The sequence below is a fragment of the Nostoc sp. T09 genome, assembly GCF_002154695.1.
In the GTDB taxonomy this organism is placed as follows: Bacteria; Cyanobacteriota; Cyanobacteriia; order Cyanobacteriales; family Nostocaceae; genus Aulosira.
Window position 1 is genome coordinate 1 of record NZ_MTAV01000064.1, and the last position, 24,354, is coordinate 24,354.

The window sequence follows — 24,354 nt, forward strand, 5'->3', positions numbered from 1 at the left end:
TTAAGCAAATTCATCTATAGTCAGCTTTTTGCGCTTTCCTATCCGTCGAACTCACGTTAACTAAATACAAAATTTCACAAATACTCTTGCACAACAGTGTATAGTTCAGTTAGCCGATTGATTCGTTTCACATCTCCAGGAGAGTCCAAAGAATCATTGTGTAATCGGTCAAGCCAGACTCCCACTAAACCTGCCTGATTGGGGGCTATTGCATCTAGTTCAAGATTGTCTCCAACATAGATGGTTTCTCTTGGTTGTAGTCCCATTTTTTTGCAAGTATGGAGGAAAATTTCAGGTGCAGGTTTGGCAAATCCCGCCTCTTCTGAAGTCACAACCACATCTAAAATTGAGAGAATACCGCATCGTCTGAGTTTTTCTAGTTGTTGATTTTCCTGACCGTTTGTTAGTACCCCAATCTTGGATTCTTGTAACTGCATAAAACATTCATTGACATCATTAAACAACAGACACCTAGCCACGTACCTTTCCCAATACTCCGATAACAAACTGTCAGCATCCCTATCTGAGAACCGATAACCGTATGGCAAAAATGCTTCTCGCAGTTTTCCTCTAGCCGATTCTTGAAAAGTTACTTCTTGTGCATAAAACTTTTTATACCACTCTAGATTTAAATATATCCAACGTTCTACGAATGTCTGACGCTCGTTTTCTCTATTAGGTATCAGATTATCAAACAATGCACCAGCAGCACTTTTAATTGCAGCGTCATGCTCGATAAGCGTATCGTCAAGGTCAAAAAGTACAGCTTTAATCATGTATGGTACTGGTGAGGAGATTGAGTTATCCAAAAAAATACAGTAAGCTGATTGAATTACCGTATTTTATCTAAAGTAATAACCGCTTGCAAATTGTTCTTAGCAAGCAACTACCGCTTTATTGTTCAGTTGGTTTGCTAGAAAATAGTTATTAACTCGATAAATATCAAACTGCTGAATTGTATATAGCAAAGTCTTTAAAGCAAGATTGAATTCATGGAAGCTTTTAACAAAAGACTTGAAACCGAAATGATTAAAAGCGAACTAGCAAAGCAAATTTATGCAGCTTCACATCTTGTTGGCTCGTTTCAACTGCGCTCTGGACGAATATCAAGCGAATACTTTGATAAGTATCAATTCGAGGCAAATCCGAGCTTACTTGATGCTATTGTGAAGCAGATGGTTAATCTCATTCCCAGCGATACTGAAGTACTGGCTGGTCTTGAACTTGGTGCTATTTCTATAGTGACACTCTTATCACACTACTCTGGCTTACCTACTGCTTTCGTAAGAAAAGAAGCGAAAAAATATGGAACTTCCCAATTAGCGGAAGGTGCACAGATTAATAATCGGAAAGTGCTGATTGTAGAAGATGTAGTAACTTCTGGTGGTCAAATCGTCATCTCAGCCCATCAGCTTCGTCAACTTGGGGCTGAAATTAATTACGCACTCTGCGTTATCGATCGCGAGGAAGGTGCTGTTGACAAACTCTTAGCTGAAGGGATCGTACTGCTTTCTCTATTCAAGCGTCGTGACTTACCTACCTAAAAATCGCTAATTCTTATTCAACACCAAAATATGTCAGAAATTACCGATTTATCAGCTTCTCAACTGTTATCGCTGTATCGCGATCGCCAATTATCACCAGTTGAAGCAACCAAAGCTGCCCTAGAACGAATTAATACTTACAATAGCTTAGTTAATGCCTTTGCGATCGTAGATGAAAAGACAGCTCTTGCTGAAGCTTCTGCCTCAGAAGTGCGCTGGTTAAATAATAATCCCCTTGGCTTGGTGGATGGAATACCCTTTACTGCTAAAGATTTACTCTTAACCAAAGGTTTACCAACACGCCGAGGAAGTAAAGCAATTAACGCCAATCAAGCTTGGGAAGAAGATGCACCTGCGGTAGCCCGTCTACGGGAACAGGGAGCAATTTTACTCGGAAAAACTACAACCTCGGAATTTGGTTGGAAGGGTGTCACCGATAGCCCTCTAACTGGGATCACCCGCAATCCTTGGAATACAGAGCTAACCCCCGGAGGTAGTAGCGGCGGTGCGGCTGTCGCTGCTGCATTGGGGCTGGGAACCCTGCATCTCGGTACAGATGGCGGGGGATCGTCAAGAACACCGGCGGCTTTAACAGGTGTGTTTGGTTTCAAACCTACTTTTGGCCGTGTGGCTGGCTATCCATCAGCCCATACAGGAACTCTATTTCATATTGGCGTTCTAGTTCGCACCGTCTCCGATGCAGCCATCACATTGAATGCGATCGCCCATCCGGATGTGCGTGATTGGTATGCTTTACCAGATGCGCAACAAGACTATACTGTGAATTTAGATCGGGGTGTAGCGGGGCTGCGAATTGCTTACAGTCCCAACTTTGGCTACGCTGATGTTGAGCCAGAAGTAGCTGCTTTAGTTAAAGCCGCAGTTGATGTATTTGCAAAACTTGGTGCAGTTGTCGAAGAAGTCGATCCTGGTTTTGCCAATCCCCGAAGTATCTTCCAAACCTTCTGGAAAGCTGGTGCAGCCAAGCTACTGCGTGGTTTTAGTCCAGAACAACAAGCTGTGATTGAAGAAGGCTTGCAGGCTAATGCCAAAGAAGGCGATCGCATTACACTAGCAGAATATCTCAGCGCCCAAGATGCTCGTGAAGCTTTAGGAAGGCACCTGCAACGCTTTCACCAAAACTATGATTTACTGATTACTCCCACCTTACCTGTAGTTGCTTTTCCCATCGGACAAAACAGACCCCAGTCATATATTGACCATCCCGAACGAGATTGGTCACCTTTTTCTTACCCTTTTAATCTCACACAACAACCTGCTGCATCTGTACCTTGCGGCTTTACCAAAAACGGCTTACCTGTAGGTATACAAATTGTCGCTGCCAAGTACAGAGATTTACTAGTATTGCAAGCAGCTAAAGCTTATGAAACGGTTTCTCCTTTCATTATGCCTTCGGAAGTGAACACAAATCTTTCCCAGTAATTTCAGATGTACTACAAAGAAAAAGACGATGACTGAACTCATCACAGGAGGGTGTCTTTGCGGCTATGTGCGATATGAGTATAAGGGAGAACTAGACTCTGCAAATTATTGCCACTGTCGAGATTGTAGAAAGACCACGGGTAGTGCTTTCAATATTGGAGTTCGTCTACAATCAGCCGCGCTGCGTATCGTAAAAGGTCAAGTTAAGAGTTATACGAAAAATGGAGACAGTGGTAACAGCATCACTCGCGAATTCTGCCCAGAATGCGGTTCCCCCCTATTTACAAGAGCGCCAGCAAAGCCCCAATTCGTCTGGCTGAAAGCAGGAAGTTTGGACAATCCCCAGTTGGTTAAGCCGATGCATCAAATATGGACTGATTCCGCAGTGCCTTGGGCTTATATTGATCCTGAACTACCTGGTTTTTCCCGAAATCGCCATAGTGTATGACTGTGTTAGTCTGATGCAGAGAAACTGGATTGTAATCGGTAATTCATTCCTGTAATAAATATTTTTGAAGAAAAGCATTCACTTCATCGGCACATAACCCGACATGAACTGTTTTTCCTGCTTGTTTAAGAATATCTAATCCTTTACCGTTATTGCGAGGCTCTGGATCGACTCTCGAGACATATATTTCTTGAATGCGGGGGTCTTTAGCGATCGCTAAAGCACAAGAGGGTGTACGTCCTTGAAACGAACAAGGTTCAAGAGTGACGTACATTTGCAAAAACTGTAAATCTTGACCTTGAATGTGCGTGAGTGCATCAGCCTCAGCATGATGTTTTCCAGGCGAATGCGTATATCCTACTGCTACTATCTCACCAGAATGGACTATTACACAACCTACTGGTGGGTTAGGTAAGCATTCTAGTAAAGCTTTTCTGCTTTGAGCTAAAGCAGCCAGCATAAATTTATCGTTCATATTCTTGAATTTTTAAACCTGATAAAAAACTAGCACCATCAATAAATTATCAGATGCGTTAGTCTACCAGATAACACAACGCTAGTTTGAAAGCATTTGCTACAAGTCGGAAGATCCGCCCATACAAATAGCTCTCTTGCTGAATTAACTACGAGTTTATTCTTAAAATCTATGTATAAAATTCAAAATTATGACTTTCTTAGCCCAGACAAGATGGGTTACATCTGTAATCCATCTTCTTTTATTTGGGATGCGATCGCTCAAGCAAGCGTCTCAAACCATCGTTTCACCACTCCAAGATAGTTTGCCATATTTAATATTTGATAAACTAATAATTTGCTCATCATAAAATTGTGTTTTCCAGTACATATTTTTTTGTATGTATTGTGTAAACTTTATTTTTAATGTCTAGTAACTAGGTGAATGCCCAAGTGCCAGACACGATTACCTCAAAGCTTTACAGAAAAACAATTTGATAAGTCTGCTATCCAAGTGTATTTTGGGCGGATATCAGCAATTGAAAGCTTTGGTTCCGAGGCTGACAACTGCACTATAGGAAGAGTATTTAACGATAAAGCCAACCCCAAGGGTACGGCAATTGAATCCAAGGTAGCTCAAATCGAATGCCAACAACTAGTAGTGGCAGAGAAAGCGAGAATCGGGGAGTAGGGAGAAATGAAGAAGAAACATCCTCCTCATCCTCCTCATCCCTCACATCCTCTTCATTTCCTATTTCCCAAAACTATCCAGATGACAACAACGACTAACCCCGATTTCAGTGCTCTTGAGGCACTACGCCTAATCGGCCCCGCTCCGGAAAACTGGGTGAGCGATCGCCCAGGTATCGACCACAATGTCACAATAGTAGGTGGTAGTGGTAGCGGTAGTACCTTTGCATTTGCACTACGGCGTGCAGGTATCGGTCGCGTAACTGTAATCGATGCAGCCGAGGACGAGAGCTTTGCAGGCGTGTGGCTGACACGAGCGCGGATGAAAAAGCTCCGCACACCGAAGAACCTGCCCGGCCCTGAATTAGGCATTCCAGAATTATCTTTTCAAGCATGGTATGAAGCGCGACACGGTGCTGAGGCCTACGCGGCAATCGACCGGATTCCACGAGTAGCTTGGGCAGAGTACCTTAGCTGGTATCGGCAGATCCTCGGCATTTCAGTTCGTTACCGAACGAAGTTGGTGCGAATTGAGCCAGCCGCAGGTTTCTTTCGTCTGCACCTTGAGATAAACGGTGTCCCGCAAGTGGAAACTACACGTAAGATTATCTTCGCCAACGGTGTGGCTGGGACTGGTGGCCCCTATATACCTCCCGTACTAGCTGACTTACCACGCACGCTCTATGCACATACCGCCGATGCCATCGATTTTGCAGCACTGCGCGGTAAGACTGTAGCAGTGCTGGGTGCAGCGGCTTCAGCCTTCGACGCAGCAGGGGTAGCCCTAGAATCGGGAGCGAAGGCAGTACATCTGTTTGCACGGCGCTCGGCGATCGCATCTGTGCCCGTGCTGCGGGTGCGGGGGTATCCTGGTGCCTACTACAACTATCCACAGCTGCCTGATGCAGCTCGCTGGTTCCAAGCTTGGCGCTTTCGCCAAGTAGGCTCCACACCACCACCGGATGCGGTTGAACGGGCGATCGCCTTTTCCAATTTCCACTTGCATCTATCTGCACCTTGGAAATCTGCACAGGCAAAAGGCGGGCGTATCGTGGCTCAGGTGAACGATGATGTATTCGAGTTTGATTTTGCGATCGCAGGTACAGGTTACTTCGTCGATCCGACAAAGCGCCCCGAACTAGCAGACTTTTCCCAACATATCGCCCTGTGGGGCGATCGCTACGACCCACCAGCCGACCAGCGCGACGATGATTTGGGAACGCACCCCTACCTCGGTAGCGCCCACGAATACCTAGAAAAAGTACCTGGCGCTGCGCCCTACCTCAAAGACATCCACGTCTTCAATCCTGCTGGTTTCGTTAGCTTCGGTCTGCCCATTGGTGACGTACCCAGTATTCGCCGCGATGTGCCTGCAATAGTCTCACGCATCAGTCACGACTTGTTCTTCACCGACTGGGAGCAACACGAGGCACGCATCACCAGCGACAACATTGCACCAGATTTTGAGGAATCACTGTACGCCGCCGCAGTATGGAAACAGCCAGCTAAGGCTGCGGTCAGCTAAGTCTGCATAGGGTTAAGAAGCAGGGGGCAGGGAGCAGAGGAGAAATAATTAATGGCTATTGCCTATTACCTTCTTTCCTAATGACGCCACTTGACGCCAGTCGCCTCAAGTCAGAGAACCCTTTCGGCAGTTCCTGATGGGGGAACCCCCATCAGGAACCATCCGCGACAGGTTAAGAGAATTGCACATTTGTCTAGAGTGTGCAGGAAAAGGAGATAAATCCAGCTTGTAGACTGGTTTTCGTAGAGATTTGACAACTCCTAAATCTTGATTTTCTGAAGCAGCAAAGTACTTAATAGGGTCATCCGCCTTTCCTTTGTCATAAGCAACGCTGAAATGGTACAAACCACGATAAATCATCTCGAAAGAAATGCGGTCAAATGGGAGAGATAATTCATCCGCAACAGCATCAACTAAATCAACCAAGACAGCATAAAATAACCAAGTTGCCCATACTTGTAATTTAATTCCATTAACAGAGCCAGTACATAAATAAGACAACCCTAATAAGCCTTTAACAGAATAAAAAGCTTTTTCAATTCTCCATCTTCGTCCATATAAGTCAGCGACGGACTAGGGAGGTAAAATCTGTGGATCAATGCTAATAATCGAGTCAATTCTTGTACACCAGGAACTTGTCGCCACAGCAGTGTTAATACTACCGCAACCATGAGGGACAAATGGGCTTATGTTGATCTTCTTTTTTTTGTTTTTAATTTTTACTTTTTTAATTTGAGTTCCATAAATATTTCGGCTATTTCATTGTCATTATATTTATTAATTTCTTTAAATCCATATTTTTCAAAAATCTTCCTAGCTGCAATAGATTTTCTCATTGTATCCAATCTTAATATATGTAATTCGTTATTGTTGGCATTCAATAATAAATTTTCCATTAATAATGTACCTATTCCTTTACTCTGATATGAAGGTAAAACAAAGTACCTTTTAATCTCTCCTATTTTATCTATTTTGTTTAATATCTTTAATCCAATACTTCCAATTATTGCGGCATTTTCCCTCATAATCCAGAAATTTCCCCCTTGACTTTGGTATATATTTTTAATATTCCTTATATCTGACTGTAAGCCAGTAGGATCAAATTTATATCCTCTGTACGAATACATTATTTCCAAAAAATCTTCCAAACTAGCCTGGAATTCGGAACTGTATGAGATTAATTCCATTTGTTCAAAGAGAATTGTCATGGGTTATTACCATCCGTGAGAGGATAAGATAATTGCACTTTTGCCAACTAGTTAAAATACTCAAAATATCTTGAATAAGAATGATAATTAAAGCCGTTTTGAATAGCTACAATGGACAATAAAAAAGTATTGTAATGAGAGCATAACTTAATAAAAACTGAGTAACCTTCGCAAGGTAAATTCAAGTAGGCAAACAAGGTAATGAAAAGTTTGGTGTTCCACCATGCCCAAGGGACAAAAACAAAACGCTGACCACGCCCATAGACATAATACTCCTACTACTGCCTCACCACAGCGCTGGCTCCTTTAAACCGGAGAACCCGACGCCAGTTGCTACAACGGAGCGGAGCCGGAGACGCTTCGCCTCCGGGGAACCTCAACGGACAGTTTGACGCTACTTGCGCGACTGCCGGGAAACCCTTTCGGCAGTCGCTCATGGGGGAAACCACGCCAGTTCCTACAACGGAGGGAACCTCCGCAACGGACTGGCTCCCCAAGACCGCGCTGCCTCACCACGCAACTGTCCTCCGCAACGCACTGGCTCTCTAACGCAGTGGCTCCCCCATCCTAATTCACAATCTTAGAAAAATCCTCTTGTCGGCAGGGGCGTGCCGTTGATTTCGTAGTCTCCGATCGCACGGGCTTTGAAGTGACTTGGATTGTGAGATGCCAAAGTGCGAGCATTACGCCAATGACGATCCAAGTTGGAGCTTTTTTTGGTTGTGGAAGCCCCACCAACTTCAAATAGTAGGGTAGCGGAACGTAGTGCTAACTCATCAACAATCAATTTGGCTTTGGCTGCACTTAAAGAAGCTGCCAGCGCTGCTGCGGTTTCCGACTCTTCATCTTGGGCTTGGGCAGCAGGAAGGCGATCAAGAGCATCGGCGGCAGCCAGGACGATCGCTTCGGCAGCAAAGGCATTGGCGGCAATCTGACCGACGGTTTGCTGCAATAGTGGATCGTCTGCTGCTTGCTCAGTTACGGCATGATAGAAGGTTCTAGGTCGTTTGTGAACGAGGTTTGTTGCATCGCGTAGCACGCTGCGAATAATGCCAGCGTTAATTGCAGTCAGGAACAATTGCGGCACAATGTTGTAGGGTAAGTTCTCTTTATCTATATCTGTATCAAGAATTACTTCATCTGCCTCTACACGAACATTGGCGAACGTAGTCGTTCCCGTACCCGTGAGCCGTTGCCCAAAGCCGTCCCAGTCGTCTACAAGTTCAATCCCTTCGCGGTTGGTAGGAATGAGTATGAACGCTGTAGCATCATCGGGTGTTAACACCCGGACGAATATCAAGTCTGCATAAATACTACCAGTGCTGTAATACTTTCTACCGTTGAGACGATAGCCACCGTTATCGGGAGTCAATTTCGTATTCACCACTGCACCGCCACCAGAACGCTTAACTTCCAGTTCGGTGGTGGCGAGTCCGATAATCGCTCCATCAACGACAGCCTTGAGCCAACGGCGGTTTCTCTCACTGCGCAAAGAGCGCAAGATGCGCTCGGTCACGGAGAAATGATTCCGCACAATGTGAGCGACGTTCGGATCGGCATCTCCCAAACGAATCACCACCTCAAATAGTTCCCGCGCTGAACTACCACCACCACCTTCGGCAACAGGGATGCGTAATGCACCTAAACGCGATCGCCTAATTAGGTCGATGACATCAAAAGGCAGGATGCGATCGCGATCGCGCTCAGTTGCTCCCAAAGCGATAAAATCCAACAGAGTTTGCAATTCGGGAGAGTTAGCTGTGACAGGAGCCGAGAACTCAAAGCTGGAATCTAAAGCTTTTTCTTCAATTTGAGTCATGGTTTTTCTCTGTGATAATTTTTTTAATAGCTGCATCTAGCTAACAGATGCGGTTGTGGTCTGAAAGAAGCGATTAGCGGGGCGAGCGAGTCCCAGATTTTCCCGCAGCGTCTTGCCTTCGTACTCCTGGCGGAAAATCCCACGCCGTTGCAGTTCTGGCACAACCTTATCTACAAAATCATTCAGCCCCTCTGGCAGATAAGGGAACATAACATTGAACCCGTCAGACCCTTCCTCGGTGAGCCATTGTTCCATCTCATCGGCGATCGTTTGCGGTGTACCAACGAAAGCCAACCCACCGTAACTGCCGATACGTTGCGCCATCTGCCGAATTGTGAGGTTTTCCCGCTGCGCCAGCGCTATTACTCGTTCGCGCGATGTCTGCCCAGCGTTAGTTGGGGGAATTTCCGGCAAGGGGCTGTCTGGATCGAAGCCAGAAACGTCGTAGCCAAGGGCGCTATTCAGGCTGGCAATACCACTGTCATAGTGTACTAAGCTATCCAAATCGACACGCTTGGCGCGTGCTTCGGCGACAGTTTCCCCGACAATTACTAAAGCACCTGGAAGAATTTTGATGCTTTCTGGATCGCGTCCGATCGCCCGTACCCGCCCTTTAATGTCAGCAAAGAAGGCTTTACCTACTTCCAGACTACTGGCTGATGCAAACACGACCTCGGCAGTTTCCGCAGCTAATTGCCGACCCGCTTCAGATGCACCCGCCTGAACAATCACAGGCCAACCCTGGACAGGTCTGGCGATGTTCAATGGCCCTCGTACCGAGAGATGTTTTCCCTTATGATTGAGAACGTGAATTTTTGCCGGCTCGAAATAAATCCCTGATTCCACATCTCGGATGAACGCATCATCAGCGAAGGAATCCCAAAGACCTGTGACGACATCATAGAATTCCCTAGCTCGCACGTAGCGTTCGTCATGTTCTACCTCTTCTTCCAAACCGAAGTTGAGCGCTGCATCGGGATTGGCTGTGGTAACGATGTTCCAGCCGGCGCGACCGCCACTGATATGGTCGAGAGATGCGAAGCGGCGAGCGATGTGATAAGGCTGATCATAGGTTGTAGAAGCCGTAGCTACCAGCCCGATGCGTTCGGTGACGCTGGCAAGGGCAGACAACAAAGTGAAAGGCTCAAAGGAGGTGACGGTGTGGCTACGCTTGAGAGCATTCAGCGGCATATTCAGCACCGCTAAGTGATCGGCCATGAAGAAGGCATCAAACTTGCCCTGCTCTAGTTTTTGAATAAATTGTTTCAGCGCTGGGAAGTTGAAATTTGCGTCAGGTAAAGCCCCAGGATAGCGCCAAGCGCCAGTATGTATGCTTACAGGACGCATGAATGCGCCCAGTTTTAATTGCTTTGATCTGCTCATCTTAAATGGTTATTAGTGAATACAAGTTTTTCAGTTCAATTCAAGAGTCGCTAGTCACAAGCGCGATCGCAAAGCCGTCGTAACCTTTGCTACCCACTGTTTGGATCTCTGTAGCACTCACACGCGGTTCTGCTGCCAGTAGCTCGTTGAAGCGGCGTATCCCCTGCACGCTACTATCACTACTAATAGCATCGACTACCGCCCCATTACGGACAACATTATCGGCAATAATCAAGCTACCACGACGGGAAAGCTTCAGCCCCCAAGCTAAGTAATCAGGATTGTTTGGCTTGTCAGCATCAATAAAGATGAGGTCAAATGGAGCGTGTCCTTCAGTGGCGATCTGTGGCAATGTATCCAACGCCCGTCCCAGGCGGATATCTACGAGGTTGGACAGACCAGCGCGTGCGATGTTACCACGAGCGATTTCGACGTGCTTTGGGTTAGCCTCCAGCGAGATCAAGCGACCGTCAGCAGGTAGCGATCGCGCGAGCCAAATTGTGCTGTAACCGCCTAGGGTACCAATCTCTAAGATGGTACGCGCTTTCTGGATCTGTGCTAACAGTAACAGCAGTTTACCCTGATTTGGTGACACATTGTGCGGTGGTAGTCCTGCATCAGTAGCAGTTTGCAGCGCTGTATCTAGGGCGAGGTCAGGCTGGACAAACAAGTCGGTGATATAGCGATCGACCGCAGCCCAATGTTCTTGGCTCATATTACCTCCTAAACCTCGATAGAGTTTTTTATCGATACCTTTAGTCTTTCAACAACGGTAAAGTATGCCCCCACTGTCCAGTAAAGACAAATTCTTCCAATGGCTTGCGGACACGGGGAGCCAGTTCGCGATCGCGTAGTCCGTCGGGGAGGCTTTGGGGATCGCCAGGATAGCCAACTGTCACTACAGTTGCAGGCTCATAGTCTTCTGGAATTTGGTATATTTCCCTGGCGGTGTCTGCATTAAATCCCGCTATTTGATGGGCGAATAAACCTAGAGAAGTCGCCTGAAGGATCAGGTTTTCTAACGCCAGTCCGACATCATGAAATGCGTGTCTGTTTGTTTTCCCATCATCAGTACGGATTTTAGCAACCGCAAGTATCAGTACCGGAGCATTTTTCGCCCATCCTTGGTTAAACTCAACCAAGGTACTAAGTAGACGATTGTATTCCGTTGGGTCATCTTTGGTGGCAACAATAAAGCTCCAAGGCTGATGATTATAGGAGGAGGGTGCCCAACGAGCTGCTTCTAGCAATGAGAGTAGTTTATCCTGCTCAACTGAGCGCTCGCTAAAAGCTCTCGGACTCCAACGACTGCGAATGAAGTCATGAACAGGATATTGCGTTTGGGCAAGTTTCTGCGTCATGTGAATGAATTTCCTGGTTAATACTCTATTTGAATTGGCACTAATAAACTGTCTATGCCTGCATTACTGATTGATAATTAATTGCGGTTTTTCAAGACTTGTAGCAGTTAAGAAAACTTTTTCTTAGGCACAGATTCTATACTACTGTTATTCTATAGATTAACAGTATTTTAATAATGGTACTGCATCAATGAGAGGATAATCAAGCATCAGCTACGAAAGATGATTTAAGCAGAAGAAAAACTTGACTGCGATTGTGCGATCGCACAAGGTACAAGTCATAATAATGTGCGGCAAACTGTTCTTAATCTGTCCGCAACGAGTGAAAATGTAGACACGAAGTGGTGTTAGCGCAGCGGTGAGCCAGTCCGGTGGACGGGTTTCCCGAGGCACTCCGTTGGGCGGGTTCCCCGACTTGTAGGAAGTGCCGTCGGCATAAAGGAACTGGCGTTCCCCGTAGGGGTTCTCGCAGAGTACCCGTAGGGTTAGCACAATCTTTTGCCGTTATAGCACCGACAACTATCCCTGCATCCAATGTCGGTTTAATTGTTGCCCTTTCAGGTAACGGCACTTGGCTGAGTATGGTTATAGGTTTGGTGGGACTGGTATTTGTTAGCATCAACATTAATCAATTTGCTAGCCGTTCTGCTTCACCTGGTTCTCTTTATTCGTACATCGTCAAAGGTCTTGGCCCGACAGCAGGTGTAATCTGCGGTTGGAGTTTGGTTTTAGCTTATCTATTCACTGCAATGTCGGTGTTGTGCGGTTTTGCCAACTTCAGCAGTGTGTTGATTGGTCAAGTGGGAATTCACCCTTCTAGCATCACCTTACTAGCGCTAGGTGCAGGAATCGCTTGGTATGCAGGTTATAAAGATATTCAACTCTCAGCAGTTGCCATGCTATGGATGGAGGGTATATCCATCGCATTGATCGGAATCTTATGTACGATGATTTGGGCGCACCACGGTTTTGCATTAGATTTACCCCAGATCTCTTTGAGTGGTGTGCAACCAGGTAGTCTAGCAACCGGACTGGTACTGGTAATGTTTGCTTTCTCAGGGTTTGAAAGTGCGACTACCTTGGGTGATGAAGCAAAAAGCCCATTGAAAACAATTCCTCGGTCAGTTTTAGGAAGTGTCATCCTCGCAGGTTTATTCTATATTTGTACTACATATATTGAAGTGCTAGCGTTTCGCAAATCAGGAGTAGACATTACCCAAACCGAAGAACCTCTAGGTTATCTATCGCAACAAATAGGTTTAGGTTGGCTGGGTGAATTAGTTGGCTTAGGTGCGCTGGCTAGTTTCTTTGCTTGCGTCCTCGGTAGCATTAATCCCGCCGCGAGGATATTTTTCCTGATGGCGCGTCATGGCTTGTTTCATGCCAAGTTGGGTAATGCACACACATCGAATAAAACACCTCATATTGCAGTCACGATGTGTTCTTTCTTAACCTTCTTGATCCCAGCGGTGATGGCGTTATTTCAAATCAAGCTCTTTGAGAGTATGGGTTATCTGGGTGCGATCGCTAGCTTTGGATTTGTCACCGTTTACATTTTAATTTCTCTTGCCGCACCAATTTACCTTTACAAAATTAATAGCCTGCGAGGCAGAGATATTATATTTTTCCTTGTAGCAATAGGATTTATGTTTATTCCATTGTTAGGCAGCGTAGGGATTCCTGGTAGTAAAATGTTTCCCGTTCCAGAAGCTCCTTATAATCTTTTTCCTTACCTCTTTTTAATATATCTTGCAACTGCTTGCGGATGGTTTATTTTTCAAAGACTACGCTCTCCCAAAATGGTCAAGAAAATGGTTAAAGCCATCGACGTAATTCACATCAGATTTGATAGCAACCACCGTAAATAGTCAATTATTCAAACGCTGACGCAAATCAACAAATAGAAGGTGCGGTAGCTATCAAAATATTCAAAGGAACGCAATTGATAGCTAAGAACAATCGAGAAACAGGAGCATTGGAGTTAAATATTTCTCCTAGCAAATTTTACAAGGCTGGTGATATTAATTGGTATATCCCCAATGTATCCGGGAAAAATATCGCCTTTAGAGTTCCTGATGTTCCTATAGGTGGCGAAGAAGAAGCTGATTAAAACATCAGATGCAATATGTAGAGGCGTTACGAGTAACGTCTCTACATATCAATACCTCTGCCAATTTACGAGGGTAAATTCATGTATTAACGTCCTTTTCTCTAGGGTTGGGCAAAAACAATAAACCCTAAAAATTCCTTCCCGATTTATCGCAAGGTTTTTTTGGCGTACTTTCGTATTATCAAGGGTTTGAGCCTCTAACCTACCTTATAAGCATTGAGCTTATAAGGTAGGTTATTTTGCCATTTTTGCCAAAATTTTTAACCCTCTTATTTTGGCGAAGGTATTGATAATATCAATTCACAATTAAGCCAGGCAAATTTTTTCTAGCTACTGCTACCTCTAGCTGGTTTGACGCAAAAATTTCGAGGGTCTTGACTAAATCTTAAGGAGCGATCGTCAGATATTGCGATCGCCCCTTGAGACTGTGATTTCTCTTCTTAGTCTCTAGGACTAGCAATTTCAAGGTGAGTCATAAAATATGTTTTTTTCTCTACGCTTCCCTTTGGGTTCACCAGTCGCCTGCGGAGGAGCCACTGCGCCCTTGCGGTTCCCCGGCAGTCGCGCAAGTGGCGTTGGAAACCCTCCCGCAGCACTGGTTCACTGCGCTCTCTGAGGTTTAAAAGTAATTTATCTAACCACAGAGGCACAGAGATTAGAGATTAATTTATAAGATTTAATATTTGAAAATCTAACAGTTAGGGTATCATATAAACTGAAATCATATGTTTATCAATACTGTTTGAACTTGCTGCCGACTTAGCCAACTTGCCAATGGAAACGAGAAAGTCAAATAACAATTCGGCAAGCTTAGTGACCACATGAATTCAACCCCCCAGATGAATCTGCGGGGTGATTAATTTTGAATTCCCCAAAGAGGGTGCAACTATCAATAAGGAGGAAAAAGAATTGCTCACAGTCGATAGCGAAACTGAACTACAACTAACCGCTGACGTGCTGGTAATTGGTGGTGGGCCTGCCGCAGCCTGGGCAGCATCGGCCGCCGCCGCCCAAGGTGTCAAAGTCATCATTGCTGATAAAGGTTTTTTAGGTACCAGTGGTGCAGCAGCAGCTAGTGGGAATGGCATCATGGCTCCTTCTCCAGAGGATTGGGAGAAAGTTGTATCGGAGCGTTACCGCATAGGAAAGAACCTCGCTAACTTACGTTGGATCGAGCGTGTCATCGAAAAAACTTGGTTGAGTTTGCCCTTAGTGGAAGATTGGGGCTATCGTTTCCCTAATGAAAATGGGCAATCTGTACGTCAGAGTTATTATGGCCCGGAATATATGCGAGTACTCCGCAAACACCTGTTGCGTGTGGGCGTGCAAATTCTTGACCAGAGTCCGGCTCTAGAACTGTTATTAGCTGACGACGGCTCGGTAGCTGGAGCTACAGGTGTACAGCGGCAAAATCATCGCACCTATACCGTTCGCGCTGGTGCAGTAGTTCTAGCGAATGGCGGTTGTGCATTCTTGAGTAAAGTCTTAGGTTGCAATACCAATACAGGTGATGGATTGTTGATGGCTGTGGAAGCTGGCGGTGAACTCTCTAGTATGGAAGCCTCTAATCACTATGCCATCTCAACTGCTTTTAATGCCACAGTCACAAGGGGTGTTCCTTTTGGTTGGGCTAGTTATACTGATGAAGCAGGTAACGATTTAGGTGGCTATATCAATGGTCGTCGCGATCCCGCGTTCCTCCCTAACGCCCTCTTGAAAGGCCCTGTTTATGCTCGTTTGGATCGAGCCACACCTGAAGTCAAGGCAGTAATTGAAAAGTCTCATTTCATCGCCTTTCTACCCTATAAAAAAGCTGGCATTGACCCTTATACAGAACGAGTACCTGTAACACTGGTTTTAGAAGGTACAGTTCGGGGTACAGGTGGAATTCGGATTATTAATGATAGTTGCGGTACAAAAGTACCTGGACTCTACGCTGCTGGTGATGCCGCATCGCGGGAATTTTTAGCCGGTTTAGCTTCTGGGGGTGGTGGCCCTAACGCTGCTTGGGCAATCTCTACAGGACAATGGGCAGGAGAAGGTGCAGCCACCTTTGCGAAAAGTCTAGGTGCTCATGCTCATGAACGGGTTGTGCGTCCTGCTGGTCAAGCGGGAATCCGTTCTCAGTCTCCTACTGCTGAAACATTTGATAATGAGGTGATCGTGCGTGGTGTCCAAGCTGAGGTTTTCCCCTTAGAGAAGAATTACTTGCGCTCTGAGCAGAAACTTCTAGATTCCCTCGCTAAATTAGAAACCCTGTGGCAGCAAGTACAAGGGAACCCAAAACAAGATACCGTGCGCGATATAGAATTTTCTCGGCGAGCTGCTGCTCTGGTGGCTGTAGCCCGATGGGGATATTTTAGTGCTTTACATCGCACGGAAACCCGCAGCGAACACATTCGTGTAGACTATCGCGAAACCGATCCCAATCAGCGTTATTACCAAGCTACAGGCGGCTTAGACAAGCTGTGGGTGAGACGGGATTGGATTAAGGATGCAACAGCTACACCATCAGTATTAACAACTCAAACTACAGCCTCAGTATCATGATCGAGCTTGTCAGCCATCAACTGTGCATTAATTGCAATGTCTGCGTTCAAGTTTGCCCTACCAATGTCTTTGATGCAGTTCCCAACCAACCACCTGCGATCGCTCGCCAGGAAGACTGTCAGACTTGTTTCATGTGTGAAGCATACTGTCCAGCAGATGCGCTCTATGTTGCACCCCAATCTCATACTAATGTTGCAGTCAACGAGGATGATTTAATTGAAAGTGGCATCATGGGTGAATATCGTCGTACCTTGGGTTGGGGATATGGCAGAAAAAACAATAGTGAATTAGATACTGCTCATAAACTGCGCCAACTACCACGCCCTTATCAAAGTTAATTTTCGGTATGCAATTAGTGATATTCGATATTGATGGCACACTTACGCAGTCAAATGATTTGGATAATAACGCATTTCTCCAAGCGTTGTTTGAGGTGTTCGGTTTTTCAGAAGTTTCAAATGATTGGACATCGTACAGCCATGTCACTGATGCATGTATTTTGAAAGAGGTATGTCAGCATCATCTCAATCGAATTCCGTTTCTTGATGAAGTTGCAAGATTCCAAAAGCGGTTTCTTGAATTATTAATAGAGAGTTCAGCAAGTATTGGGGGTATTCAACCCATTTCAGGGGCATCTAGTATTTTATCGAGCTTAATTTTGTCTTTCAATCATCACATAGCTTATGCAGGAGGATCTTGGACAGCCTCAGCCCTTTTCAAACTTCAGTCAGCAAATTTGCCAACCCAAAATATTCCCTATGCTTTTTCTGATGATGACGAATCCCGTGAGGAAATTATAAAAATCGCATTAACTAGAGCTGAAAAACAATACGATCAAGTATTTTCCAACATTCTTTATGTCGGCGATGGAATTTGGGATATTTGTTCTGCGAAGAAGTTAGGATATGGGTTTATTGGGATTGCATCTGGCGATCAAGCTGAAATATTACGCGGAGAGGGAGCAACTTATGTTTTCCCAGATTATAATGATGCCGAAATTTTCTTTGCAGCGTTGGCAGCGATAGCATAAAAATGGAGCAGATGCTCGAATGTTTACAGATATAAACAATTTATGAAGCATCTTTGTGTAATTTTTGATTTGGATGGAACTTTAGTTGACAGTGAAAAACTTTGTAACCAAGCATTTATCGATTTGCTACCTTTTATCAATGAGTCAGTTGAAAGTCTAATTCTTAGATATCGTGGCAGAAAGCTAGCTTTAATTTTAGCTGACATAGAAATGAGGTATGGCGAAAAGCTGCCCAGAGATTTTGAGGTAACATATCGCCACAGGGTGAATGAATTATTTGAATTTTACTTGCAACCAATCACAGGTGTTCCAGAGATGTTAAAAACCTTAGAATATACTGCTTGTGTAGCTTCAAGCGCGCCCATAGCAAAAATTCGCAAGGCTCTTAATGTAACAAATCTATCGCATTACTTTGGCGATCGCTTGTTTAGTTCTTATGAGGTAGGCTCGTGGAAACCCGCTCCCGGTTTATTTTTGTATGCAGCAAATAAAATGGGATTCTCGCCCGAATCTTGTGTTGTCATTGAAGATAGCGATGTAGGAATTCAAGCTGCATATTCAGCAGGAATCTATGCTTTGAAATATTCTAATGAGGAGGAAGTAGAGGAACAAAATCATGTATTTTCTAACATGAGATATCTGATCAAACGGCTCGATAAAATTTACTTAATAAAATGCGATCGCTCTTAATTAGCTAAGAATATGTAATAAGTTTATGACTTTTGGTGGCAGGTATCTTACTACAGCTTGTGGATAACTTGTCAGACTATTTAAATATGCTGTTTTTAGGGAAAACTTTGGCTGAAGAAAGAATATTCCTACCCCGATAGTCCAGAAGTTGTTAACGGCAACAACATAATTAGTCTCAATTTAGCCTATAACATGAGTCAAGGCAGATTCAGTTTTCTTTAGATTTTTTTACGAATCAGATCTCAATGGTCAGCTATATCATGAACGCCAAAAAAGTTCTTGACTTATTTTTGCTTAAGAGGTAGGTTATCAATATTGTAATTAAGTACGGTAAATTTATCGATATACAGTATTATGTTAAATTCAAACAAACTAAAGTTTTTTAAAGAAGTTGAAAATGAGGGTGAATTTTGATTAAAAATGCTACATTTTCGCCTATTCATGAACTCTATTAATATTTAAGTCAGAATTTGAATTTCTTTTTGTTAGCAGTCAACACCACTGTGTTAAGGAAAAGTTTTTTAGCGCTGTTATTGGTTATAGGAGTAGCGATGCCTAGGTTGGGCTACGCCTACGCTCTCATGATTCCTCCTGCCTTTGCCGCTACTGTAAATCCCTGTCCCCCAGAAATGGTAATGATTCCCAGTGGGAAATTCACGATGGGATCGGATAATTCAGGTTATATAGAAGAACTCTCAGCTCAAGAGGTAAGAGTTAGTTCCTTTTGTATCGATAAATATGAAGTGACAAATTCACAATTTGCAGAGTTTGTCAAAGCAACAGGCTATGTGACAGTTGCAGAGCGCCCTTTATCAAAGGAACAGTTTCCTGACTTACCAGATGAGCAGAGATTACCCGGTTCCTTAGTTTTTGCGATAGCACAACCAGGAGCAAAACAACTTAGTTGGTGGCATTGGCAGACTGGGGCGAATTGGCGACATCCATTTGGAAGAGAAAGTGCGATTCAAGACAACTATCCAGTCGTTCATATTGCCTACGAAGACGCTGTAGCTTACGCCCAATGGGCAGGAAAATCACTACCCACCGAAGCCCAGTGGGAATACGCCGCCCGTGGTGGGTTAAATGGTGCAACTTATGCTTGGGGTGACCAGTATTCTGAGAAAAAAGCCAACACCTGGCAAGGAATCTTTCCCTTTTTCAATACCAAAAAAGATGGTTACGCAGGTATTGCCCCCGTTGGCTCCTTTCCACCTAACGGTTATGGTCTTTATGACATGACCGGTAATGTCTGGGAATTAACATCCGATTGGTTTATGCCAGGACATAACCACAAAACCCACAGTGTTAATCCTACAGGCCCGGAACAAAGTTTTGACATCAATAAACCCACTGAAAAAGCCCTACACGTAATCAAAGGTGGCTCTTATCTGTGTGCGCCTAACTATTGCAGCCGCTTCCGTCCAGCAGCGCGAGAATCTCAAACCCCGGATACGGGAACAACTCATATCGGATTTCGCTTAGTGAAGAACTTGACTACAGAAAGGATGAAGAATGAAGTTTGAATCCAAGCACTGGAAATTGTTTCGAGAAATTGCCAAGGCGATCGCTTTATCTTTGCTAATCGCTTTGTTGATGGTCAATAGCCCCGCACTAGCAGCTACATCTGAGGTTTTACCCATGCCCTTACCAGAGTTTAAGGGTAAAGTCGGCCTCACCTACAAAGATTCACAACCAGACTTTCCCCAATCCATCACCGCCCCAGCCAAAGCACCCAACGTCTTGCTAGTCATACTAGATGATGTGGGCTTTGGACAAGCCAGTACTTTTGGCGGCCCGGTAGACACTCCAAATTTGACACGCCTAGGCGAAAGAGGATTACGCTACAACCAATTTCACACCACAGCCCTGTGTTCGCCTACTAGAGCAGCTTTGTTAACTGGGCGCAATCACCATTCAGTGAATACAGGGGTAGTTGAGGAATTAGCCACAGGTTATCCTGGCTACACAACGATTTTGCCCAAAAGTGCTGCCACCGTTGCCGAAATCCTGCGACAAAATGGTTATAATACAGCGGCTTTTGGGAAATGGCATAACACTCCAGACTTTGAAACTAGCGCCGCCGGGCCTTTTGATCGCTGGCCTACAGGATTAGGATTTGAGTATTATTACGGCTTCCTAGGTGGTGATACTAACCAGTGGAGTCCAGCTTTAGTAGAAAATACTAAACGTGTAGACCAACCAAACAAGCCAGATTATCATTTAACTCCTGACTTAGTAGACCATGCGATCGCCTGGATTCGTAACCAACAATCCATTGCACCGGAAAAACCCTTTTTCACCTATCTTGCCACAGGCGCTACCCACGCACCCCACCATGCCCCTAAAGAGTGGATTGATAAATACAAAGGCAAATTTGACCAAGGCTGGGATAAATTACGCGAAGAAATCTTTGCCCGACAAAAACAACTGGGTGTAATTCCTGCCAGTGCCCAACTCACTCCCCGTCCCCAAGAACTACCAGCTTGGGATTCCCTCTCCGCAGAACAGCAAAAACTTTATGCCCACATGGCCGAGGTATTTGCTGGATTTTTAGGTCATACAGATTATGAAGTAGGCAGGTTAATTAATGCTGTTGACCAACTGGGTGAACTGGATAACACCCTAGTCATTTATGTTGTGGGAGATAACGGTGCTAGTGCAGAAGGTGGATTAACAGGTAGCGTCAACGAACTCCAAGTCTTCAACGCTGTACCCGAAAATCTGCAACAACTGCTAGCTGCCTATGATGACTTGGGTAGCCCCAAAACCTTTAACCATTTTCCTGCTGCTTGGGCATGGGCAGTTAACACTCCCTTTCAATGGACAAAGCAAATCGCCTCTCACTTTGGCGGCACTCGCAACCCCTTGGTGATTTCCTGGGGTGCAAATATTAAAGACCAAGGCAGCATCCGCAGCCAATTCCATCATGTAATTGATATTACTCCTACTATCTTAGAAGTAGCGGGAATTACTGCCCCGAAAGAAGTTAATGGTGTGAAGCAACAACCAATTGAAGGTACTAGCCTCGCTTATACCTTTGATAATCCTGATGCGACCTCCCATCGGAAGACGCAGTATTTCGAGATGTTGGGTAATCGAGCCATTTACGATGAAGATTGGGTAGCGGCGGCGCGTCATGGTCGCTTACCTTGGGAACGAACTGTAAAAGGCAACTTTGATACAGATGAGTGGGAACTGTACAACATTGCCGAAGATTTCAGCGAGGCGAATAATCTAGCTAAGGAAAACCCAGAGAAGTTAGAAAAACTGCAAAAGCTGTTTTTAAAAGAAGCTAAGAAGCATAACGTATTACCGCTAGACGATCGCATCGCTGAAAGGTTTGATGTGAAAATTCGCCCCAGCCTCACTAGAGGACGCACAACATTTACTTACTATCCTGGTACAGTTGGCATCCCAGAAGGTAGCGCCCCAAATCTGAAAAATCGCTCCTTCACTATTACAGCTAATGTAGAAGTTCCAGAAAACGGGGCAGAAGGTGTCCTTTTGACTCAAGGCGGTCGCTTTGCTGGCTGGAGTTTTTTCCTTGAGGATGGCAAGCCTACTTATGCCTACAACTATGCCAATACTGCCCGCTACATCATCCAGTCAAGAGAAAAATTGCCCTCCGGTAAATCTACAATCCGGTTCAATTTTGATTATGACGGAGGTGTAGGTGCAGGTGGAATCGGCAAATTATTCATCAATGACCAACTCTTAGCTGAAGGTCGAGTTGATAAAACCATCGCTTACCGTTTAGCCCTAGACGAAACCTTTGATGTTGGCAGAGATACAGGTACTCCCGTTGTTGACACCTATCAAGTACCCTTTGCTTTCACTGGTAACTTACAACAAGTCAGCCTGGAGTTGAAGTAATAAAGATTGGGGCATGGGGATGAGAAAGCAGCGCCTCGACTCCGCTCGGCGACCGGAAGTTGAAGGAGAAGAACTCTTATTCCCAATGCCAATGCCGACTTGCCCTGAGCGAAGCCGAAGGGATGCCCAACCACCCTATAAATCATGAATGAAATATTAGTAGTAATCGACAAACTTGCACTATTCACATTCATTGTGTTCACTATGTTAGGTGCAGGTTTAGGTTTAACAATCAAACAAATTTGGGAGCCACTCCGCAGTCCCAGACTCGTCATATTGTCTTTGTTGACAAATTTTATATTGGTGCCAAGTTTTGTCTATCTGCTAGTACAAGTAGTACCTTTAACTGAAGCGCTCAAAGATGGTTTACTCATTATGGCATTAGCATCAGGGCCTCCGGCTTTGCCTAAACTTGCCCAAATAGTGAAGGGCAATATAGCCTTTTCTGTGGGATTAATGATGTTGCTGATGCTTGGCACGATTTTTTATATGCCGTTAGTACTACCCTTAGTGGTGCAAGGCGTGCAAATCAATTCTTGGGACATTGGCAAACCTTTGTTATTGATGATGATTGGCCCGTTAGTAATTGGACTATTCATCAAAGCTAAATTTGCAGCGATCGCTCCTGTTATCCGGCCTATTTTATTCAAATTATCTAATGCTGGATTACTTTTCGGTTTAGTAGTCAGATTAATAATTCACACCAACGATATTATTGGCTTATTAAAAACAGGCGCAATCTTTGTTTGTGCTGTATTTATTATCTTTTCCTTTAGCGTTGGTTATCTTTTAGGCGGGCCTGGTATTGATACTCAACGGGTGCTAGGAGTAGGAACAGCACAACGCAATTTTGCTGCTGCATTATTAGTAGGTACAAGTAATTTTGAAGATCCCAGCGTGGTGAGCATCATTATGGTGACGAGTATATTAATGATGTTGACAGTACTCATTGTCGGGCCAAAGTTTATCGAAATAGACCAACCACAGGATTTAGAGAGCAAACAAGTTATCTAGTTAGCAACTCTGAAGATGCTAAATTTGAGGCAACAACATGGGCAAGAATCGATTCAAGCTTGTGATTTTTGATTGTGATGGAGTTTTGGTTGATAGCGAAAGAATAGTCAATCGCATTTTTGCAGAAATGCTCACTGAAGTTGGGTTTCCAATGACCTATGCAGAAATGACTCAACAATTTACAGGCAAGTCTCTAAAAACCTGTTTAGAGATTATTGAACAATCTTATAACAAACCATTGCCGAAAAACTTTATAGAACTTTGCAAGGAAAGAGAAATCACTGCCCTACAGCAAGAATTACAGCCAGTTTCAGGAATTACTGAAATATTAGAACAAATTACATCACCAAAATGTGTGGCATCAAATAGCAGTCACCGTCATATTCAATTGGTATTGAAATTAACGGGGCTTCTGGATCGATTTGATGGCAAGTTATACAGTGCTAATGATGTTTCCCGCCCCAAACCTTTTCCTGATGTGTATCTTTATGCAGCCGAGCAAATGAATACAAATCCAGAAGATTGTGCTGTGATTGAGGATTCTGTACCGGGTGTACAAGCAGCATCCGCCGCAGGAATGACTGTTTTTGGCTATGCTCAATATAGCGATGTCTCACGACAAGCCGCTGCACGTCTACGCACTGCTCTTGCTGAGGCTGGAGCCAAGATAGTTTTTAACGATATGCGGCAGCTTGCTCAACTGCTATAGCTGGGAACTGGGGACTATTTAAAATCAAAAATTCAATGTAAAAGTAACTGTGACACAAACTACATTTTCATTGGAAAATAAAATTGCCCTGGTGACTGGAGGAAATCGCGGACTAGGGCTAGAAATAGTCAAGGCGCTAGCTAATGCTGGAGCGTTTGTGCTGGTAAATGCACGAAGTTTAAAAACACTAGAATCGGTAGTTGTGGCGGTTACTTCTTTAGGTGGAAAAGCTGCACCATTGCAGTTAGATATTACTGATGAAGCAGCCGTGGAAAAAGCATTCATAGAAATTAAAGATAAATATGGGCGGTTAGATATACTCGTCAATAACCCTCTTCTGTCACTTTCCGGAATAAGCAAGTAGTAAAGAAGCTAAATTATCCAGAAGCATAACAGGGTTTAAATTGATTCATAGCGGCAATTAAATGATTGAATCCCAGTAATAAATCTGAATTAGGGAAAATACTTAACCAGGGATAAATTAACCAAAATAGTAAAAGTGGT

The 24,354-nt window shown here is 44.4% G+C and carries 25 protein-coding genes and 1 pseudogene; 18 read left to right on the forward strand and 8 right to left on the reverse strand.

Annotated features, from left to right (window positions below):
* Window positions 1-74: 74 nt before the first annotated feature.
* Entirely contained in the window at window positions 75-776 is a 702-nt protein-coding gene (locus BV372_RS14790; RefSeq protein ID WP_086687261.1) for an HAD family hydrolase, read from the reverse strand.
* A gap of 216 nt (window positions 777-992) precedes the next feature.
* Here BV372_RS14790 and pyrE point away from each other — a divergent pair, with 216 nt between their 5' ends.
* From pyrE to BV372_RS14805, 3 genes are read left to right on the forward strand one after another with little or no spacing between them, the layout of a single operon-like run.
* A complete protein-coding gene (gene pyrE / locus BV372_RS14795) occupies window positions 993-1,544 on the forward strand; it encodes an orotate phosphoribosyltransferase (protein WP_218776728.1) in 552 nt (183 codons plus the stop codon).
* A 30-nt stretch (window positions 1,545-1,574) separates the two neighbouring features.
* A complete protein-coding gene (locus BV372_RS14800; protein WP_086687262.1) occupies window positions 1,575-2,987 on the forward strand; it encodes an amidase in 1,413 nt (470 codons plus the stop codon).
* Window positions 2,988-3,015: 28 nt separating this feature from the next.
* A complete protein-coding gene (locus BV372_RS14805) occupies window positions 3,016-3,435 on the forward strand; it encodes a GFA family protein (protein WP_086687263.1) in 420 nt (139 codons plus the stop codon).
* Between the two features lie 43 nt (window positions 3,436-3,478).
* Here BV372_RS14805 and BV372_RS14810 read toward each other — a convergent pair whose 3' ends face one another.
* A complete protein-coding gene (locus BV372_RS14810; protein WP_179198098.1) occupies window positions 3,479-3,910 on the reverse strand; it encodes a deaminase in 432 nt (143 codons plus the stop codon).
* A 171-nt stretch (window positions 3,911-4,081) separates the two neighbouring features.
* Here BV372_RS14810 and BV372_RS37625 point away from each other — a divergent pair, with 171 nt between their 5' ends.
* The 3 genes from BV372_RS37625 to BV372_RS14820 all read left to right on the forward strand — a co-directional run bounded on the left by BV372_RS37625 (window position 4,082) and on the right by BV372_RS14820 (window position 6,103).
* On the forward strand, window positions 4,082-4,213 hold the full coding sequence (locus BV372_RS37625) for a hypothetical protein (protein WP_256973229.1): 132 nt from the start codon (window positions 4,082-4,084) through the stop codon (window positions 4,211-4,213).
* Between the two features lie 120 nt (window positions 4,214-4,333).
* A complete protein-coding gene (locus BV372_RS14815) occupies window positions 4,334-4,579 on the forward strand; it encodes a hypothetical protein (protein WP_086687264.1) in 246 nt (81 codons plus the stop codon).
* Between the two features lie 6 nt (window positions 4,580-4,585).
* Window positions 4,586-6,103 carry an FAD-dependent oxidoreductase gene (locus tag BV372_RS14820; protein WP_256973230.1) on the forward strand — a complete coding sequence of 506 codons (1,518 nt, stop codon included), beginning with the start codon at window positions 4,586-4,588 and terminating at the stop codon, window positions 6,101-6,103.
* Between the two features lie 192 nt (window positions 6,104-6,295).
* Here BV372_RS14820 and BV372_RS37630 read toward each other — a convergent pair.
* Window positions 6,296-6,700 (reverse strand): annotated as a pseudogene (locus BV372_RS37630) (transposase); the annotation flags it as partial.
* Between the two features lie 122 nt (window positions 6,701-6,822).
* A complete protein-coding gene (locus BV372_RS14830; protein ID WP_086687266.1) occupies window positions 6,823-7,311 on the reverse strand; it encodes a GNAT family N-acetyltransferase in 489 nt (162 codons plus the stop codon).
* 398 nt (window positions 7,312-7,709) lie between these two features.
* Here BV372_RS14830 and BV372_RS35245 point away from each other — a divergent pair, with 398 nt between their 5' ends.
* The gene (locus BV372_RS35245) at window positions 7,710-7,895 is read left to right on the forward strand and encodes a hypothetical protein (RefSeq protein WP_143845127.1); all 186 of its coding nucleotides are present in this window, start codon (window positions 7,710-7,712) and stop codon (window positions 7,893-7,895) included.
* Here BV372_RS35245 and BV372_RS14835 read toward each other — a convergent pair.
* From BV372_RS14835 to BV372_RS14850, 4 genes are read right to left on the reverse strand one after another with little or no spacing between them, the layout of a single operon-like run.
* On the reverse strand, window positions 7,892-9,130 hold the full coding sequence (locus BV372_RS14835) for an acyl-CoA dehydrogenase family protein (RefSeq protein WP_086687279.1): 1,239 nt from the start codon (window positions 9,128-9,130) through the stop codon (window positions 7,892-7,894). The two genes, BV372_RS35245 and BV372_RS14835, sit on opposite strands and share 4 nt — an antisense overlap.
* 36 nt (window positions 9,131-9,166) lie before the next feature.
* Entirely contained in the window at window positions 9,167-10,513 is a 1,347-nt protein-coding gene (locus BV372_RS14840) for an LLM class flavin-dependent oxidoreductase (protein ID WP_086687267.1), read from the reverse strand.
* 40 nt (window positions 10,514-10,553) lie between these two features.
* Window positions 10,554-11,228 carry an O-methyltransferase gene (locus BV372_RS14845; protein ID WP_086687268.1) on the reverse strand — a complete coding sequence of 225 codons (675 nt, stop codon included), beginning with the start codon at window positions 11,226-11,228 and terminating at the stop codon, window positions 10,554-10,556.
* Window positions 11,229-11,268: 40 nt separating this feature from the next.
* Complete coding sequence (locus BV372_RS14850) at window positions 11,269-11,874, reverse strand: nitroreductase family protein (protein WP_086687269.1); 606 nt, start codon at window positions 11,872-11,874, stop codon at window positions 11,269-11,271.
* A gap of 371 nt (window positions 11,875-12,245) precedes the next feature.
* Here BV372_RS14850 and BV372_RS14855 point away from each other — a divergent pair, with 371 nt between their 5' ends.
* The 11 genes from BV372_RS14855 to BV372_RS14900 all read left to right on the forward strand — a co-directional run bounded on the left by BV372_RS14855 (window position 12,246) and on the right by BV372_RS14900 (window position 24,214).
* A complete protein-coding gene (locus tag BV372_RS14855) occupies window positions 12,246-13,742 on the forward strand; it encodes an APC family permease (protein ID WP_086687270.1) in 1,497 nt (498 codons plus the stop codon).
* Window positions 13,743-13,816: 74 nt separating this feature from the next.
* Window positions 13,817-13,984 (forward strand): hypothetical protein, encoded by a 168-nt coding sequence (locus BV372_RS36315; RefSeq protein WP_179198099.1) that lies wholly within the window; start codon window positions 13,817-13,819, stop codon window positions 13,982-13,984.
* Window positions 13,985-14,836: 852 nt separating this feature from the next.
* Window positions 14,837-16,534, forward strand: a complete 1,698-nt coding sequence (locus BV372_RS14860) for an FAD-binding protein (protein ID WP_256973231.1) — start codon at window positions 14,837-14,839, stop codon at window positions 16,532-16,534.
* Window positions 16,531-16,872, forward strand: coding sequence for a ferredoxin family protein (locus tag BV372_RS14865; RefSeq protein WP_086687271.1), 342 nt, complete (start codon window positions 16,531-16,533; stop codon window positions 16,870-16,872). The genes BV372_RS14860 and BV372_RS14865 overlap by 4 nt, the downstream gene beginning before the upstream one ends.
* An 8-nt stretch (window positions 16,873-16,880) precedes the next feature.
* Window positions 16,881-17,564 (forward strand): HAD family hydrolase, encoded by a 684-nt coding sequence (locus tag BV372_RS14870; protein ID WP_086687272.1) that lies wholly within the window; start codon window positions 16,881-16,883, stop codon window positions 17,562-17,564.
* Between the two features lie 42 nt (window positions 17,565-17,606).
* Window positions 17,607-18,254 carry an HAD-IA family hydrolase gene (locus BV372_RS14875; RefSeq protein ID WP_086687273.1) on the forward strand — a complete coding sequence of 216 codons (648 nt, stop codon included), beginning with the start codon at window positions 17,607-17,609 and terminating at the stop codon, window positions 18,252-18,254.
* A 551-nt stretch (window positions 18,255-18,805) separates the two neighbouring features.
* Window positions 18,806-19,777, forward strand: a complete 972-nt coding sequence (locus BV372_RS14880; RefSeq protein WP_143845129.1) for a formylglycine-generating enzyme family protein — start codon at window positions 18,806-18,808, stop codon at window positions 19,775-19,777.
* On the forward strand, window positions 19,767-22,127 hold the full coding sequence (locus BV372_RS14885; protein ID WP_179198100.1) for an arylsulfatase: 2,361 nt from the start codon (window positions 19,767-19,769) through the stop codon (window positions 22,125-22,127). The genes BV372_RS14880 and BV372_RS14885 overlap by 11 nt, the downstream gene beginning before the upstream one ends.
* Before the next feature lie 144 nt (window positions 22,128-22,271).
* Entirely contained in the window at window positions 22,272-23,141 is an 870-nt protein-coding gene (locus BV372_RS14890; RefSeq protein ID WP_086687274.1) for a bile acid:sodium symporter family protein, read from the forward strand.
* A gap of 37 nt (window positions 23,142-23,178) precedes the next feature.
* Window positions 23,179-23,850 carry an HAD family phosphatase gene (locus BV372_RS14895; protein WP_086687275.1) on the forward strand — a complete coding sequence of 224 codons (672 nt, stop codon included), beginning with the start codon at window positions 23,179-23,181 and terminating at the stop codon, window positions 23,848-23,850.
* A gap of 49 nt (window positions 23,851-23,899) precedes the next feature.
* Window positions 23,900-24,214: an SDR family NAD(P)-dependent oxidoreductase gene (locus BV372_RS14900; protein ID WP_086687276.1), complete on the forward strand. Its 315-nt coding sequence runs from the start codon at window positions 23,900-23,902 to the stop codon at window positions 24,212-24,214.
* Window positions 24,215-24,354: the final 140 nt, after the last annotated feature.

Coding starts and splice junctions, on each gene's coding strand:
- BV372_RS14865 (WP_086687271.1), top strand. CDS start 16,531: ATGATCGAGCTTGTCAGCCATCAACTGTGCATTAATTGCAATGTCTGC.
- BV372_RS14880 (WP_143845129.1), top strand. CDS start 18,806: ATGCCTAGGTTGGGCTACGCCTACGCTCTCATGATTCCTCCTGCCTTT.
- BV372_RS14800 (WP_086687262.1), top strand. CDS start 1,575: ATGTCAGAAATTACCGATTTATCAGCTTCTCAACTGTTATCGCTGTAT.
- BV372_RS14850 (WP_086687269.1), bottom strand. CDS start 11,874: ATGACGCAGAAACTTGCCCAAACGCAATATCCTGTTCATGACTTCATT.
- BV372_RS37625 (WP_256973229.1), top strand. CDS start 4,082: ATGTATAAAATTCAAAATTATGACTTTCTTAGCCCAGACAAGATGGGT.
- BV372_RS14790 (WP_086687261.1), bottom strand. CDS start 776: ATGATTAAAGCTGTACTTTTTGACCTTGACGATACGCTTATCGAGCAT.
- BV372_RS14875 (WP_086687273.1), top strand. CDS start 17,607: ATGAAGCATCTTTGTGTAATTTTTGATTTGGATGGAACTTTAGTTGAC.
- BV372_RS14815 (WP_086687264.1), top strand. CDS start 4,334: ATGCCCAAGTGCCAGACACGATTACCTCAAAGCTTTACAGAAAAACAA.
- BV372_RS14820 (WP_256973230.1), top strand. CDS start 4,586: ATGAAGAAGAAACATCCTCCTCATCCTCCTCATCCCTCACATCCTCTT.
- BV372_RS14885 (WP_179198100.1), top strand. CDS start 19,767: ATGAAGTTTGAATCCAAGCACTGGAAATTGTTTCGAGAAATTGCCAAG.
- BV372_RS14870 (WP_086687272.1), top strand. CDS start 16,881: ATGCAATTAGTGATATTCGATATTGATGGCACACTTACGCAGTCAAAT.
- BV372_RS14890 (WP_086687274.1), top strand. CDS start 22,272: ATGAATGAAATATTAGTAGTAATCGACAAACTTGCACTATTCACATTC.
- BV372_RS14830 (WP_086687266.1), bottom strand. CDS start 7,311: ATGACAATTCTCTTTGAACAAATGGAATTAATCTCATACAGTTCCGAA.
- BV372_RS14805 (WP_086687263.1), top strand. CDS start 3,016: ATGACTGAACTCATCACAGGAGGGTGTCTTTGCGGCTATGTGCGATAT.
- BV372_RS14840 (WP_086687267.1), bottom strand. CDS start 10,513: ATGAGCAGATCAAAGCAATTAAAACTGGGCGCATTCATGCGTCCTGTA.
- BV372_RS14810 (WP_179198098.1), bottom strand. CDS start 3,910: ATGAACGATAAATTTATGCTGGCTGCTTTAGCTCAAAGCAGAAAAGCT.
- BV372_RS14895 (WP_086687275.1), top strand. CDS start 23,179: ATGGGCAAGAATCGATTCAAGCTTGTGATTTTTGATTGTGATGGAGTT.
- BV372_RS14845 (WP_086687268.1), bottom strand. CDS start 11,228: ATGAGCCAAGAACATTGGGCTGCGGTCGATCGCTATATCACCGACTTG.
- BV372_RS14835 (WP_086687279.1), bottom strand. CDS start 9,130: ATGACTCAAATTGAAGAAAAAGCTTTAGATTCCAGCTTTGAGTTCTCG.
- pyrE (WP_218776728.1), top strand. CDS start 993: ATGGAAGCTTTTAACAAAAGACTTGAAACCGAAATGATTAAAAGCGAA.